A 15,077-nucleotide genomic window follows, 5' to 3' on the forward strand; every position below is an offset into this window, starting at 1 on the left:
GAATGCCATTCTGCCCACTTCTCACGCCTAAGACTGAGCATGTCCCGCGGATTCGGGGGCGAAGAATGGGCATGTCCCGCGGTTCGGGGGCGAAGAATGGGCATGTTCCCGCGGCCTTGGTCGTGAAGAATGGGCATGTCCCGTTTAGCGGGCGGCGACCGACCGCTGGCACAGCCCAATGAAACCGCCCAGCTGCTCCAGGCCCTCGGGGTGGGCGGGTAGGTAGTTGGTCAGCTCGGGCGCGCGGACCACGACGGCGCGCCACTGGCCGCGGGACACCGCCACATTGATCCGGTTGCGTGAGAGCAGGAATTCCATGCCGCGCGGAGCTTCAGCCACCGCGGAGCACGCCATGGACACGATCACCACGGCCGCCTCCTGGCCCTGGAACTTGTCCACGGTTCCCACCCGGACGCCGGCCAGAGCCGCGGCCTCGAGCGCGTCGCGGATCACGTTGACCTGGGCGTTGTAGGCGGCGACCACCAGGATGTCCGCCACGGCGAGCGGCCGGGTGCCCTGTTCCGAGTGCCAGCCCAGCCCCAGATGGCGCCGCACCTGGCGGACGACCTCCGCGGCTTCCTCGGCCGACGAGGTGACGTTGCCGCTGTGCTCCACCATGACCGTTTCGATCCCGGCCGGAACCTCTTCGAGCCGCCGGAGGTCCGCCGCCGGAGCCGAGCGCAGCTTCCCCTCATAGGAGAGCTCCGAGACGGCGCGGCACAACTCGGACGTCATCCGCCACGAATCGGCCAGAAAATAGCCCAAGTCCGGCGGCAGCGTGGCATGACCGGCCGAGACCCAGCCCAGGGCTGACTCGTCTACGGGTTCGGGGTGCGCGCCCTGGCTGACTTGCGGCAGTTGCTGGGGATCACCGAGCAGCAGCAGGCGGCTGCTGGCCTGGGCCACGGCGAGGGTGTTGGCCAGTGAGAACTGCCCGGCCTCGTCGATCACCAGCAGGTCCAGCGATCCCGCCGGGACGTTGGCTCCTGTCATGGTCCAGGCGGTCCCGCCGATGAGCGCCCCGCCCGGTGAGCCCAGCAGGCGTGCGACGTCCTTCGCCGACCGCTGCTCCCAGGGGAGCGGCTCTCCGTGCTTCACATCCTTGGCCACCCGCCCCGGATCGACGCCGGCCTTGGCCACAGCGGTCCTCAGCAGGTTTTCGACCACCGCATGGGACTGCCCGACGACGCCGACTTTCCACCCCCGGTCCACCAGCCGGGCGATGACGTGCGATCCCACATGGGTCTTGCCGGTTCCGGGCGGCCCCTGGACGGCGATATAGGAGTGATCGAGGGCCAGCACCGCCGCGGTAATCGCGTCGATGAACCGGTCCGGGCCCTCGCCCGGCACGGGCAGCGCCGCCCCCGAGGCCATCCGCGGCGGAACCCGGCGGATGAGATCCAGGGCCGGATGGCGCGGAAACACCGGCGGGTGGGACTGCAGTCCCGCAGCGGCGGCGGAGGCCAGGGCCCCCAGGGCATCCTCCAGGCTCTTGGTCTGGATGGGTTGGTCTTCGGTCAGCGCGACAGGGACCTGGGAATACGGTTCGGTGTTCTTGCGGAGCTTGTCCCGGATGACGACGGTGTCCTTGCCGTCCTCGTGCCCCAGTTCCAACACCTCGGTGCCGAACCACCCGTTGCGTCCGGTCCCGTTGATCCCGGTGCCCTCCAGCCCGGCCGGCAGCGGCGGCTCATACATGCGGAACCACGTGCTGCCCTCGCGGAGGTCCGAGCCCGGACTGACCGTGCCGATCAGCTTCACTCTCCGCTCCGGAAGCTTGGCGCCGTCCTTCCACCAGTCCTCCAGCACCTCCGCCTCCTCGACGAGGAAGACGTTGCGGTCCTGCTGGTGACGCGTGTCCGGCCCGTTCTCGCAGCGGTCGAAGTGCGCCCACCAGAACGCCTTGCGCTCCCGGCGGTGATAGCTGACCGCAGCCGCCAGCATTGACAAGGCTTTCCGGTCGTCCCCGGACAGCCCGACGGCGGCATCCGCCAGCCCGGCCAGCGCCGCTTCCAGCGGGTCCAGGTCAGCGGCACCCGGCGCGGCATCCAGTGCGGTGTCCGGCGCGGCGTCGGCCGGCTGGTCGCCGGCCGCGGGGATGGCGGCGGACCCGGCACCGTCTCCGGCCGGCCTGATGCCGCGCTCCTGAGCCAGCCCGAGGAGCCAGTTCCGAAGCTCCAGCGTGGAGAGGCAGTCGTATTCGTTGTAGTCGGAGATCCCGGCGAGGATCGTGGCCGCTTCCTCGGCCCGGCCGTCGTCGCGCGCGTCGCAGTAGTGGGCGTAGGCGACCACGGAGGCGCCGGCGTCTTTCACATCCCCGGAACGCAGGTTCGTCCCCATGTACAGCGGTTCGAGTTTCTTGATGCTGTAGGAATTCTCGGAGATCCGGATGCTGTTGCGGACGCTCTGGTAGAGGTCCACCAGGAGTCCGTCCCGCAGCCATTCATCCACGATGTCTTCGCCGGCCACGTGCAGCACGGAGAGCTTCCGGAGCGCCGTCTTCTCGTAGGGGGCGTAGTGGTAGACGTGCATGTCCGGGTAGTCCTGCCGGCGTTTCTGCACGTAGTCGAGGAAATCGAGGAAGGCCTGTTTCTCCGCTTCCCGGCTGTGCGCCCAGAACGGCCTGAACACTCCGGGGACGCCGGGACCCGTCGGCGCTTCGATGACGCCGAACAGGTACTCCAGTCCCCAGACCCCGGTGGCGCTCTCCTGCCACAGCGGATCGCCCTCGAAGTCGAAGAAAATGTCGCCCGCGCTGGGCGGGGGCAGCTCGGCGAGCGTGTTTTCCGGAATCACCCCAAAACGGATGGTGTGTTCTTCGCCGTCCTTGACGTACCGGACCTCTCCATCCGCCGGGCCGATGCCGGTCTGCATCCGGGCCTGGGCCTGCAGGCGCAGCAATGCACCGTTCGCCCCGGGAAGCCGGGCTTCCGCCAGCTCCTTGACGGTAAAGATGCTCCGTTCATGGAGCGCCTTGCGCTGTGCCGAGTTCATCCGCGCCACGAGCAGCAGATCGTCGGTGGCCACGACCTGCTCCTGGCAGTAGTCGCAGCGGCCACAGGCGCTCAGCCCGGGCGCGCCCCACTGCACCGTGCCGGGCTGCGCCAGATGCGAGGAGGTCAAGGCAAGGAAGCGGTCCCGGCGCTCTCGGAAGACCGGCAGGATTTCCGACAGTTTGTGGTGGCTGCGGACGTAGTCAAAACCGCCGCCCGGGACCGGGACCGTGGCGCCGAGGACCAGGGTCACCACCGGGGACGGCGGTATCCCGGCCTTGAGCAGCTGATCGCCGTAGGCGGCAAGCTGGAGCAGCGCGGTCACCTTCGCATGGCGGGCCAGCTTGGAGTCGAAGACGGCGTAGCTGCCGTCGGCCTGGCGGACCAGGAAATCCGAGCGGCCGTGGAACTGGCCGTCGAAAAAGGCGGCCTGGAACACCACGTCGGCGCCGGAGCGCAGGGCGTCCAGGGATTCCCGGTGCTTGGCCAGCAGGGTGGCGCGGTCCATAGTCTGTGCCGGCACGACGTCGTACACGCCGCGTCCGGAGGCCGGATCCCAGTGTCCGAACTCCTCGACGAAACCCTCGAGGACCCTGAGCTCGTGGCGGTCACCCAACACGGCTGCATGCTTGAGCATCTCATCGGCGTCGAAAGCGCCCTTGGGCGAGCGGCCGAGCTTCTCGTCGAGTTTGCGCAGCAGCTGGTACTCGCAGCCGGCGGCCGTGACGAGGTCGCTCGCGGAGAAGACCAGCTCCGGCGCGTTGCCGGCTACTTCCGGTTCAAGAAAAAACACTGTGCCCCCGATGTTGGTGCGCTGCGGACGTAACGGCGTGCTGCTGCCTACGACCTTCGGTCAGCACAGCCTGTCCGTCTGCTATTCAAGCTATCAAAGCCCTCTGACAATCCAGCACGAACCTTAGTCAGGAGCGCGAGCCAAAGGGCCATGAGCCATAAACCAACCACCAGGAACGGGCAAAAGACCGTTGTTTCCTGTCGGAGGATCGGCGTAGTGTCTGAGACCATGACCGAACAGCAGCCCTACGAGCTGGTTCAGCGCTTCGCCCACTTCGAGCTGCGCCGCTATCCCGCGCACGCTGTGGCCGAAATACAGGTCAACGCGACGTTCGACCGGGCCGGGAATGCTGCCTTCCGGCCCCTGTTCAACTACATCAGCGGCAGCAACACCGCCCGCCAGAAGCTGGCGATGACGGCCCCGGTTGTCCAGGAGTTCGGTCCTTCGCAGAAGCTGGCGATGACCGCCCCGGTGCTCCAGAGCGGTCCGCTGCCGGGAAAGGAAGATCCCGCTGACTTTGTGGTTGCCTTTGTGCTCCCCGCAGGGGTGACGGCGGAGACGGCCCCCGTCCCGGCGGACCCCCAGGTCAAGATCCGGACCGTCCCCGGGTCCCTGGCGGCTGCTCTGCGGTTCTCGGGCAGCGGCTCGGAAGCTGCCTTTGAACGGCGCAACACCGGCCTCCAGGCGGCCCTGGTGCTGGCCGGGCTGACACCGGTGGGGCCGCCACGGTTCGCCCAGTTTGATCCGCCGTTCAAACCGTGGTTCCTGCGCCGCAACGAGGTTGTCCAGGACGTGCAGGAGCCTCTTCCACCCTCGGGCGAGCCCGGCCGCGGAGCAGGGTAAGGCAAAATGGCAGGGTGACCCAACTCCCGCAGCGCCCCGCCAGTTCAGCCTCCGCACCGCCGCCCCGGACTCCGTCCGCCGGGACGCAGCCTTCCCAGGCCGCGCAGACCCGGGCCCCGCACACGCAGGAGTCCGGCATCGCCGCGCAGATCGCCGCTGAGCTCGGCGTGCAGGCCTGGCAGGTGAAGGCGGCGGTGGACCTGCTCGACGCCGGCTCCACGGTGCCGTTCATCGCCCGGTACCGCAAGGAAGCCACCGGGACGCTCGACGACACCCAGCTCCGCGAACTCGACGAGCGGCTGCGCTACCTCCGCGAGCTGGAGGACCGCCGCCGGACCGTTCTGGAGGCGATCGCCGCGCAGGGTGCCCTGACCCCGGAACTGCAGGCCGCCGTCGTCGGCGCCGAGACGAAGTCGCGGCTGGAGGACATCTACCTGCCGTTCAAGACCAAACGGCGGACCAAGGCGCAGATCGCCCGCGAGGCCGGGCTGGAGCCGCTCGCCGACGCCCTGCTGAAGCGGCCGGAGCTGGATCCGGAACGCGAAGCCGCCCGGTACCTCAACGCCGAACATTCCATTGACGACGCCGCCGCGGCGCTCGCCGGCGCCCGCTCCATCCTGGTGGAGCGCGTCGCGCAGGACCCCGACCTGGCCGCCACGCTGCGGGAGCGGCTCTGGACGCAGGGCCGGATGGTCTCCCGCGTGAAGAAGGGCAAGGACGCCGAGGGGCAGAAATTCAAGGACTATTTCGAGTTCTCCCAGCAGCCGTCCGGCATGCCCTCGCACGGCGTCCTGGCGCTGCTGCGCGGCGAGAAGGACGGGGTGCTGGAGCTGGATCTCGCCGAGGCTGAACCGAACGACGACGCCGCCCTCACCGCTGCGCGCGGCCGGTACGAAGCCGCCGTGGCCCGGTTCCTCGGGGTCGCCGACCGCGGCCGGCCCGCCGACGCGTGGCTGCTGCAGACCGCACAGCTCGCCTGGCGCTCGCGGGTGCTGGCCCGGCTGACCGCAGACCTGCGGAGCCGGATGTTCGCCGCCGCCGAGGACGAGGCCGTCCGGATCTTCGCCGCCAACCTCCGGGACGTGCTCCTCGCCGCGCCGGCCGGAAACCGCGCCACCCTGGGCCTGGACCCGGGACTGCGCACCGGGGTGAAGGTCGCGGTGGTGGACGGCACCGGGAAGGTCGTGGCGACGGACACGATCTACCCGCACGCCCCGGCCCGGAAGTGGGACGAGGCGCTGCGGACGCTCGTGGACCTGGCCCGGAAGCACCACGTCGAACTCGTGGCGATCGGCAACGGCACCGCGTCGCGGGAGACCGACAAGCTCGCCGCGGACCTGCTCAAGCAGCTCACGGCGTCGGGCGCTGCTTCAGCAGGCACGGCCACGCCCCAGAAGATTGTGGTGTCCGAAGCGGGCGCTTCGGTGTATTCCGCGTCGGCGCTGGCCTCCGCCGAGCTGCCCGGCATGGACGTGTCCCTGCGGGGTGCCGTGTCCATCGCGCGGCGCCTGCAGGATCCGCTCGCGGAGCTGGTGAAAATCGAGCCGAAGTCGATCGGCGTCGGGCAGTACCAGCACGACGTCACGGCCGCCAAGCTCGACCGCAGCCTCGATGCCGTCGTCGAGGACTGCGTGAACGCGGTGGGCGTGGACGTCAACACCGCCTCCCCGGCGCTGCTGAGCCGCGTGGCCGGCGTCGGCCCGCTGCTGAGCGAGAACATCGTGGCGTACCGGAACGAGCACGGCCCGTTCAGCAAACGCAGCGAGCTGAAGAAGGTGCCCCGGCTCGGCGCCAAGGCCTTCGAGCAATGCGCCGGCTTCCTGCGGATCACCGGGGGAGCGGAGCCGCTGGACGCCTCCAGCGTGCACCCGGAAGCGTACCCGGTGGCGCGCAGGATCAAGGCCGCCGCCGGCGGGAAGGCCCCGGCCGCGGGGAGCTTCGCCGCCCTGAACCCGCAGGACTTCGTCGACGGCTCCTTCGGCCTGCCCACGGTGCAGGACATCATCGCCGAGCTCGAAAAGCCCGGCCGTGACCCGCGTCCGGCCTTCGCGGCGGTGACGTTCGCGGAGGGCATCGAGAAGATCTCGGACCTCCGGCCCGGGATGGTGCTGGAGGGGACCGTGACCAATGTGGCGGCGTTCGGCGCGTTTGTCGATGTCGGCGTGCACCAGGACGGCCTGGTGCACGTTTCCGCACTGGCCGACCGCTTCGTGTCGGACCCGCGGGAAGTGGTCAAGTCCGGCCAGGTGGTGCGGGTCAAGGTGCTGGAAGCCGATCCGGAGCGGAAGCGCATCTCGCTGACGCTGCGGCTCGACGACGAACCGGCTTCCGGTGGATCCGGTCCTGGGGGATCCCGTGCCGGTGGACGTGCGGGTGACCGGCCGGACCGCCCGCGGCAGGCGGCTCAACAGGCGCCGACAAAGCAGCCTTCGCAGCAGGCGGCTCAGCAGCCCACCGGTAAGCCGTCCGGTAAGCCGTCCGGCAAGCCGGCACCCGATCGGAGGACCCCCGCCAGGCAGCCGCAGCGGCCCGCTCCCGTGCCGGCGCCGGCCAACACGGCGATGGCGGAGGCGCTGCGGAAGGCCGGGCTTGGAAAGTAGGGTCCGGAGGTAAGCCGACCGCTCATCGCGGATTTCCTACCGCTCGTCGCAAAAATAGTACGTTTGCTGTCGATTTGCACCATGATTGCCGGAGGCAACGGCCGAATTGGGGCCGTTCGCCTCTACGCCGTTGGGACACCGACGTCTTCGACAAGCAATGGGAGCACTTATGGGCTGGCTGGACCGTGAACGAACGATTGCCCCACCCGGATTCAACCGGTGGCTGGTGCCGCCCGCAGCGCTCGCCGTCCACCTGTGCATCGGCCAGGCGTACGCGACGAGTGTCTACAAGACGGCGCTGGTGAAGCACTTCGGCGCCAGCCTGACCGAGATCGGCGTGATCTTCTCGATCGCCATCGTGATGCTGGGCCTCTCCGCCGCCATCATGGGCACGTGGGTGGATAAGAACGGCCCGCGCAAGGCGATGTTCACCTCCGCGATGTTCTGGGCCAGCGGCTTCCTGATCGGCTCGCTCGGCATCTTCAGCAGCCAGCTCTGGCTCGTCTACCTGGGCTACGGCTTCATCGGCGGCATCGGCCTCGGGATCGGCTACATCTCGCCGGTCTCCACCCTGATCAAATGGTTCCCCGACAGGCCCGGCCTCGCGACCGGCATGGCCATCATGGGCTTCGGCGGCGGTGCCCTGATCGCCAGCCCGGTCTCCACCGCGCTGCTGAAAATGTACGACCCGAATTCCGGCGCCAAGGGCTGGGTGGCCAGCGGCGACTCCGTCGGCAAGCTCTTCCTGACCCTCGCCGTCGTCTACCTCGCCTACATGCTGTTCGGCGCCTTCACCATCAAGGTCCCGGCCGAGGGCTGGAAGCCGGACGGCTTCGACCCCTCCAAGGTCAAGGCCGCCACACTCGTCACCACCGACAACGTCTCGGCCAAGAACGCGGTCAAGACCAAGCAGTTCTGGCTCGTCTGGATCGCCCTCTTCTGCAACGTCACCGCCGGCATCGGCATCCTGGAGCAGGCCGCCCCGATGATCCAGGACTTCTTCCGCCAGTCCGACGGCGTGTCCCTGGTCAGCGCCGCCGTCGCCTCCGGCTTCGTCGGGCTGCTCTCAATCGGCAACATGTCCGGCCGCTTCGCCTGGTCCGCCACCTCCGACGTGACCGGCCGCAAGCGCATCTACATGATGTACCTCGGGGTCGGCGCCGTGCTCTACACAGTGCTGGCACTGGGCGGATCCTCCAGCACCTTCCTCTACGTGGCGCTGGCGTTCGTCATCATCTCCTTCTACGGCGGCGGCTTCGCGACCGTCCCGGCCTACCTGCGCGACCTGTTCGGCACCTTCCAGGTCGGGGCGATCCACGGCAGGCTCCTCACCGCGTGGTCCGCGGCCGGCATCGCCGGACCGCTCATCGTCAACGCCTTCCTGGATGCCCAGGGCAAGCCCGGCCAGCTGACCGCCGCGTCCTACCAGCCTGCATTGCTGACCATGGTGGGGCTGCTGATCATCGGCTTTGTGGCCAACCTGCTGGTCAAACCGGTCGACGCCCGGTTCCACGAACCACGCCCGGACCGCGTCCGGGCCGAAGAACCCGCCATGGAGGCCTGAGATGAGCACAGCACAAACGTCGGTGAAACCGTCCACCACCGGGAGACTGGTCGCCGCCTGGGCGCTGGTTGGCGTGCCGCTGGGGTACGGCGTGTACGAAACCCTGACCCGAGTGGCGGCCCTGTTTGGCTGACACCGCTGAAGGGTTCACGGCCACCGCACACGCCGCTGCCGCGTCGTTCACGCCCCCGGCGACGTTCACCACGCGGCCCACACTGCAGGGCACCTTCGGGATGAGCGCATCCACGCACTGGCTCGCGACGGCGGCGGCCCAGGCCGTGCTGGAACGCGGCGGTAACGCGTTCGACGCCGCGACGGCGGGAGCGTTCGTGCTGCACGTCGTCGAGCCGCACCTGAACGGGCCCGGCGGGGACATGACCGGCGTCTTCGTGACCGCGGAGGCACCGGGCACGCCGGTCGTCCTGATGGGTCAGGGTCCGGCCCCGGCCGGGGCCACGGTGGAGCACTATCTCGCCGAGGGCCTGGAACTCGTGCCGGGCTCGGGGGCGCTGGCCGCAGCGGTGCCCGCCGCCGTCGACGCCTGGCTCCTGCTGCTGCGCGACCACGGGACCTGGGAATTAGCCGAGGTGCTGGAATTCGCGATCGGCTATGCCCGCGACGGGCACCCGATGCTGGGCAGGGTCGGGACGACCATCGCGGCCGTGGCGGAGCTGTTCCAGACGCACTGGCCCACGTCGGCCGAGCTCTGGATGCCCGGCGGCGGGATCCCGGCCGAGGGGGAGCTGGTCGGGAACCCGGCCTACGCCCGGACCTTGCAGCGGCTCGTCGACGCCGGGACCGCCGGCCCCCTGGAGTCTCCGGATGTCTCGGCGGGCGGGACTCCTGCCAGGACTCCGGCCAGTATTCCGGCTGGGCAGTCCCGCGAGGGCAGGATCGACGCGGCCCGCCGCGAATGGCGCGAGGGCTTCGTGGCCCAGGCCATGGTGGACTCCGTCCAGACCCCGCACCGGCATTCCTCCGGCACAGACCACCGCGGTGTCCTCACGCTGCAGGATCTCGCGGGGTTCGAGGCCGGCTACGAGCCGGCAGCCACGGTCGAGTTCCGCGGGCACACCATCGCCAAGACGGGGCCGTGGGGCCAGGGCCCGGCGCTGCTTCAGACGCTCGCCCTGCTTGAGGGGTTCGACGACGAGTACCTCGATCCGTCCTCCGAGCTCGGCGCGCACACTATCCTGGAGGCCCAGAAGCTGGCGCTCGCGGACCGCGAAGCGTACTACGGCGACACCGACGTGCCGCTGGAGTACCTCCTGTCCGAGGAGTACTGCGCCGGCCGCCGGGCGCTGATCGGCGAGCGGGCCTCGCACGAGTTCCGGCCCGGTTCGGTACCCGGGCGGACGCCGTACCTGCCGCCGCTGCGCACCCACTACACGCCGCCGGCGCTCGGGGCCGGGGGCTCCGCCGGGCTCGGCGTGGGGGAGCCGACCGTGGCGCCGAGCGGGGAAACCCGCGGCGACACCTGCCATATCGACGTCGTGGACCGCTGGGGCAACATGGTCTCGGCCACCCCCTCCGGCGGCTGGCTGCAGTCCTCACCCGCCATTCCGGAGCTGGGCTTCTGCCTCGGTACCCGGCTGCAGATGACCTGGCTGGAACCGGGCACACCGTCCACCCTGACGCCCGGCAAGCGGCCGCGCACCACGCTGACGCCGACCCTCGTGCTGCGGGACGGCAATGCCGTCACCGCGCTCGGCTCGCCCGGCGGGGACCAGCAGGATCAGTGGCAGTTGCCGTACCTGCTGCGCACGATCGTCGGAGGCTACTCGCCGCAGCAGGCCGTCGACGCCCCCACCTTCCATACGACGTCGATGCCCGGGTCGTTCTGGCCGCGCACCTGGGAGCCCGGCGGCGCCGTCGTCGAGGACCGGTTGGGGGAGGACGTCATCGCGGGACTTGAACGCCGCGGTCATGTCGTCACCCGCGCCGGCGGATGGGCGCTGGGACGGCTCTCGGCGGTGGTGCGTGATCCTGCAACCGGCGTCCTGCAGGCGGCGGCCAATCCCCGCGGCGCGCAGGGGTACGCTGCGGGGCGTTAGGCGTGGACTCGTGCCGGGCGACGCGCAGCGTGGAGTTGTGAGGTCTGCGTTCCTCGTCCTGAGCCTGCCTGACGTGTCGGCTCGGGGGCCGGACGTTCAGGCTCTCAGCAGAGAAATTCGTTGAGCGCGATCAGGTTGCCTTCGGAGTCTTTCAGGAACGCGGATTTCGCGGTGCCGAAGTCCATAACGTCCCCGCTGGCTTTGCCTTCAACGCCGGCGAAGCTAGCCGGGGCCGGCAGGATTGGATTGACGTAGAAGCGGTTGAGCATGCTGTGCCTCCTCGTTCGCAGTGCGATGCCGGATGCTTCCATCGTGGCAGAGAGCGGCCGCCTGCGTCGGGGCCGTGAGGCAACGGCTGTCAGCCGGCCGGTGGGAGTGTCAGCCGGCCGGTGCGAGCCGGTCCATGAAGCGGACCGACTCCTCGGCGATCTGCAGCTGCGCCTGTTCGCGGGAGATGCCCGGCTCGCCGTCCCCGGGTTGCTCACCGTAGTCTCCAAAGAAGGCGTGCACGCCGCCTTCCACTGTTGCGTAAATGGTGGCAGGGGGAAGCATCGGCTTCGACGCCGCGATCTTGTCCGGAGTGGTGAGGCCATCGTTCGAGCCGGAGATCGACAGCACCGCGAGGTCACCGGACTCCGCCATGCTGTCCGCGGGGTACGAGGCAAACAGCAGAAGTCCGGACATTTCGGGGTTGGACTGCGCGAAGTCGGACGCGCTGACTCCTCCCAGCGAGTGCCCACCAACCGCCCACGTGGTGATCTCGGGATGCCGGTCGATGGCTCCGTGGGCCTGGCCTGGGTGCAGCAGGGAAATGCCCAGAGGCACTTTCAAGACGACGACCAGATAGCCTGCGTTCGCGAGCGGGCGCAGGATGTCCTGGTAGGCGCGCGCATCAACCCGCGCCCCCGGGTAGAAGACGAGGCCCGCGCTGGCCTTCGCTTCCGGGGCGAGGGTGATGGTGGTGGCGTCTTCGGTGGTGCTGATGCGCGTGGTCCCGGGCGACTCCAGCGCCTGGCCGGCACTAGCGCCGGGCTGGTACGTAAACGGATTGAGCCACGCCAGAGCCGCGACCAGGCCGAAAGCAACAAACCGGCCCGCGAGGCCGCGGAGCAGCTGCCGGCCTGACACGTGGCGCTTCGCCCGTGGGTGTCCCGTGAGGTCCGTGTGGTTGCCGTGGTTCCAGCGTTCGAGCAGAGGCGAGCGTGTGACCAGTCGGATCATCCAGAGGAGGCCCAGTGCGGCAGCGGCGGAGAGCAGGATGGGCAGGGCGGGGTGGCCACCGAGGACGGCACTGTTGCCCAGCAACATCCAGAGCGGGACAACGATCAGCGCCAAAGCGGCGACGACGCCGGTCCAGTCCAGGACTTCCGCGCTGAGGTGCATCGAGTGTTCGGGGTCGTCCGGTCTGGCATCCTTCACAGTTCGATGTTATCTCCATGATCGAGATAGCTGGATTGTGAAATGTCCCACCGCCACCTTTGATCTTTTCGCCCGCCGCCCGCCCGCAGCCTTGCGGCCGGGCTGGACCCATCAGGCGGCGGTGCCGAGGTCTGCGGGGCGGAAGTAGTGGTTGCGTCGGGGTTTTTGGCGTGGGTCGAGGTGGGGTGGCGGGATGAACCAGGGGATGCCGGTGCGGACCTGGATGGTCCAGTGTTCTTTGTGGATTACGTGGTGGTTGTGGGAGCAGAGAAGTGCCGCGTTCTCGGTGCCGGTGGTGCCGCCGCGGGACCAGTAGTCGATGTGGTGTGCTTCGCACCAGGGTGCGGGGATGGTGCAGCCGGGGAACGCGCAGCCCTGGTCGCGGGCGGTGAGGGCTTTGCGGATATGAGGCGGGAAGACCCGTGAGGTGCGGCCGATGTCCAGGATCCGGCCTTCGCTGCCGAGGAGGATGGGGATGATGTCCGCGTCGCAGGCGATCTTCCGGACCGTGGAGGCGGTGACGGGTCCGGTGAAGAGCAGGTTTCCGGTGTGCTCCGGCGTGGCTCCCGGGCGGAAGGGACTGCCGGCGGTGCCCTGGACGTCCGTGTCGCTGGGCCGGGCGCTGGTCCCGTCGCCGTGTCCGAGCCGGGTGAGCAGGTCGCGGTAGTCGATGGTGACCATGACCTGGGGGCGGAGTCCGCCGGCGGCGGGCAGGGTGCCGGCGGCGAGGGCGAGCTTGGCGGCGCCGACGAGGCCGTCGAGGCGTTTCTGCGGGCGTGAGCGCAGGTCAAGCGGGACATCCACGTCGTCATTCCCGCTGCGATTGCCGCCAGGGTTCCCGCTGTTGCTGCCGTCGTCGGCCGGGGTTCCCGGCGTCTGCGCCGCGGTTGCCGGTGTCTCCACGGTGGTGCGGGGGTTGGTGGCGGTGTTCATGACGGTCAGGAGGTGTTCGAACTGTTCGGCGGTTGCGAAGATTTCCAGGTGCTGGAGTCCGTGGCGGGGTTTGCGGATGAAGGCGCCCTGGAGCTGGCGCAGGAGTTCCTCGGAGGGCTCGGCGCCGTCCTGATCCAGCGCATCGGTCCAGCTCCGGGCCACCCGGGTCAGGAAGTCCGGGTCGTTCTCCACCGCGGTGCGGGTCAGGGCGTGTTCCATCCGGTCGGCGGCCTCGGCGTCGCAGACGTGCCGGACACGGTCCAGGGCCAGGGCAATGATGGTCGCGGCCCGGGATCCGACCTCACCGGCGGCGACGGCGGAGCCGAGTTCCCCGTGCACGGGCGGGAGGGGTTCGCCGGTGAATCCCTGCCGCGGCAGCAGGCTCTCGGCGAGGGACAGCCGGCGGCGGGCCTCGCCGGCGCTGATCCGCAGCCGCGCCCGCAGGAACTCCGTGGTGTTCCGGTACCCGTCATCCGCAACTGCCGGGCTCTCAGCGGCAGCCGGAGCATCCACAGCAACAGCCAAAGCGGCGGTGCCGGTGGTTTCCCGCCAGCCGGTAGTCCACGAGGTGCTGGCTTTCGTGGCGGCGGCCGCGGCCTGTTTCCGGGTCCGGTCCACGGCCCCGGCCGCCACGAGCTGCAGATACTCCGCGACCCGCGAGAGCTCCTCCACGGTGCCGGCGAAATCCGACGCGCCCTGGAACCCCAGCAGCGCCGCGTCCTCGACCGCCGTCAAACCAACTTCCCGGAGGATGGCGAGGGCCTCCTCCACACCGTCGATACCGGGCTGTCCGGCCCGGGAGGATCCGAGGCCGGTGCTGCGTTCAGCGTCCCGGTCCGTGTCCTCGAAAGGAATGAAATCCCTGACGGTTTCCATGAAACAAAATCTACCGTCGAGCTCTGACATTCTTCGCGGTCCGTTACCCGGGCGTAGGAATCCCGTCGTCAGGAGGATTCGGGAAGATTCAGGACCCGCCATCCAGGAACCGTGGCCGGCCAAACTGGGTGCGAACCCCGGGTGAGAAGAGCACCGATTCGGGCGGTCCCGTGACCTTGATGCCAGCCGACGCGACCAGCTGGTCCTCGAGTTGGGTCAACTGTGCCCGGTACAGTGGCCAAGCAGTGTGCGTGTTGGGAACATACAGTGTCCTGTCTCGGAACCGGGTATGTAGACCGAACCGGGCAGTGAGGTGGAGGGACAGCGGATCGGTGGCTTCGACGTCGAACTCCGGGGCAACCGCAAAGTCGCTCCGGGCGCCGCCCCGAAACCGCCGCACCCAGTACCCGGCCCGGGCGCCGGCCGCGCCCGCCAGGAAGGCCGGTTCAGTCTGCCCAGCCGGGCGGGTAGCCGCCCCAGCGGCCCCAGCTGGTCCCGCTAGCCTGCCCGGAGGTCCGCCCTTAAAAGAGGAGGACGGATCCAACGCCCCCGCCCCGCGGAACCCCGCCCGTGACCACACGTAGGGAATTCCGGCCGCCCGCGCAGCCAGCACGACCGCCAGCCGCGTCGCATCCAGGCTGAGGAAAACCACGCCCCGGGTCCCGTCGGGCTCGCGGGAGTAAATCCGCACGTTAATCTCGTTGAAGCTCCCGAAATAGGGAATCCCGGGCCCGCGGCCCAAAGCGGCGCCCTGCATCCGGAACCCGATCAGCCCCACCCAGGCGGATCCGTCGAGGTCGTCCGGCACCACACCCGCCGGCATGAACGGCGCTGCGGCGGCATGAGGGATGCGCCAATGCAGGAAGACCGCGTCCGTCCACCGCTGATCCATGATGATCGGCGTCGGGAGCTCAGGGGCATCGGGCCAGGGATCCGGCCGCATCAAGGCGGGCACGCTAGTTCAGGCGCCGGGCATTGTCCGGAAACGCCCCGCCAGCGAGG

At 69.4% G+C, this 15,077-nt stretch carries 10 protein-coding genes; 5 read left to right on the top strand and 5 right to left on the bottom strand.

The window, feature by feature from the left end; all coding sequences use genetic code 11:
• Positions 1-144: 144 nt before the first annotated feature.
• Positions 145-3,786: a TM0106 family RecB-like putative nuclease gene (locus AC06G6_RS04045; RefSeq protein ID WP_479826586.1), complete on the bottom strand. Its 3,642-nt coding sequence runs from the start codon at positions 3,784-3,786 to the stop codon at positions 145-147.
• A gap of 228 nt (positions 3,787-4,014) precedes the next feature.
• Here AC06G6_RS04045 and AC06G6_RS04050 point away from each other — a divergent pair, with 228 nt between their 5' ends.
• The 5 genes from AC06G6_RS04050 to AC06G6_RS04070 all read left to right on the top strand — a co-directional run bounded on the left by AC06G6_RS04050 (position 4,015) and on the right by AC06G6_RS04070 (position 10,847).
• The gene (locus tag AC06G6_RS04050) at positions 4,015-4,629 is read left to right on the top strand and encodes an SOUL family heme-binding protein (RefSeq protein WP_479828529.1); all 615 of its coding nucleotides are present in this window, start codon (positions 4,015-4,017) and stop codon (positions 4,627-4,629) included.
• A 137-nt stretch (positions 4,630-4,766) separates the two neighbouring features.
• Positions 4,767-7,229, top strand: coding sequence for a Tex family protein (locus AC06G6_RS04055; protein ID WP_479828530.1), 2,463 nt, complete (start codon positions 4,767-4,769; stop codon positions 7,227-7,229).
• A gap of 169 nt (positions 7,230-7,398) precedes the next feature.
• Complete coding sequence (locus AC06G6_RS04060) at positions 7,399-8,793, top strand: OFA family MFS transporter (RefSeq protein WP_479828531.1); 1,395 nt, start codon at positions 7,399-7,401, stop codon at positions 8,791-8,793.
• A 1-nt stretch (position 8,794) separates the two neighbouring features.
• Positions 8,795-8,926 carry an MFS transporter small subunit gene (locus AC06G6_RS04065; protein WP_479826588.1) on the top strand — a complete coding sequence of 44 codons (132 nt, stop codon included), beginning with the start codon at positions 8,795-8,797 and terminating at the stop codon, positions 8,924-8,926.
• A 100-nt stretch (positions 8,927-9,026) separates the two neighbouring features.
• A complete protein-coding gene (locus AC06G6_RS04070) occupies positions 9,027-10,847 on the top strand; it encodes a gamma-glutamyltransferase family protein (RefSeq protein WP_479828532.1) in 1,821 nt (606 codons plus the stop codon).
• 104 nt (positions 10,848-10,951) lie between these two features.
• Here the strand turns inward: AC06G6_RS04070 and AC06G6_RS04075 are convergent, their stop codons facing one another.
• From AC06G6_RS04075 to AC06G6_RS04090, 4 genes are all read right to left on the bottom strand, one after another.
• Positions 10,952-11,116 carry a hypothetical protein gene (locus tag AC06G6_RS04075; RefSeq protein ID WP_479826590.1) on the bottom strand — a complete coding sequence of 55 codons (165 nt, stop codon included), beginning with the start codon at positions 11,114-11,116 and terminating at the stop codon, positions 10,952-10,954.
• A gap of 109 nt (positions 11,117-11,225) precedes the next feature.
• Complete coding sequence (locus tag AC06G6_RS04080) at positions 11,226-12,266, bottom strand: alpha/beta hydrolase (RefSeq protein ID WP_479826592.1); 1,041 nt, start codon at positions 12,264-12,266, stop codon at positions 11,226-11,228.
• Positions 12,267-12,377: 111 nt separating this feature from the next.
• Complete coding sequence (locus AC06G6_RS04085; protein WP_479826594.1) at positions 12,378-14,075, bottom strand: HNH endonuclease signature motif containing protein; 1,698 nt, start codon at positions 14,073-14,075, stop codon at positions 12,378-12,380.
• 88 nt (positions 14,076-14,163) lie between these two features.
• Complete coding sequence (locus tag AC06G6_RS04090; RefSeq protein WP_479828533.1) at positions 14,164-15,018, bottom strand: YqjF family protein; 855 nt, start codon at positions 15,016-15,018, stop codon at positions 14,164-14,166.
• Positions 15,019-15,077 lie beyond the last annotated feature (59 nt).

Source organism: Arthrobacter sp. CJL-S3, from assembly GCF_056711635.1.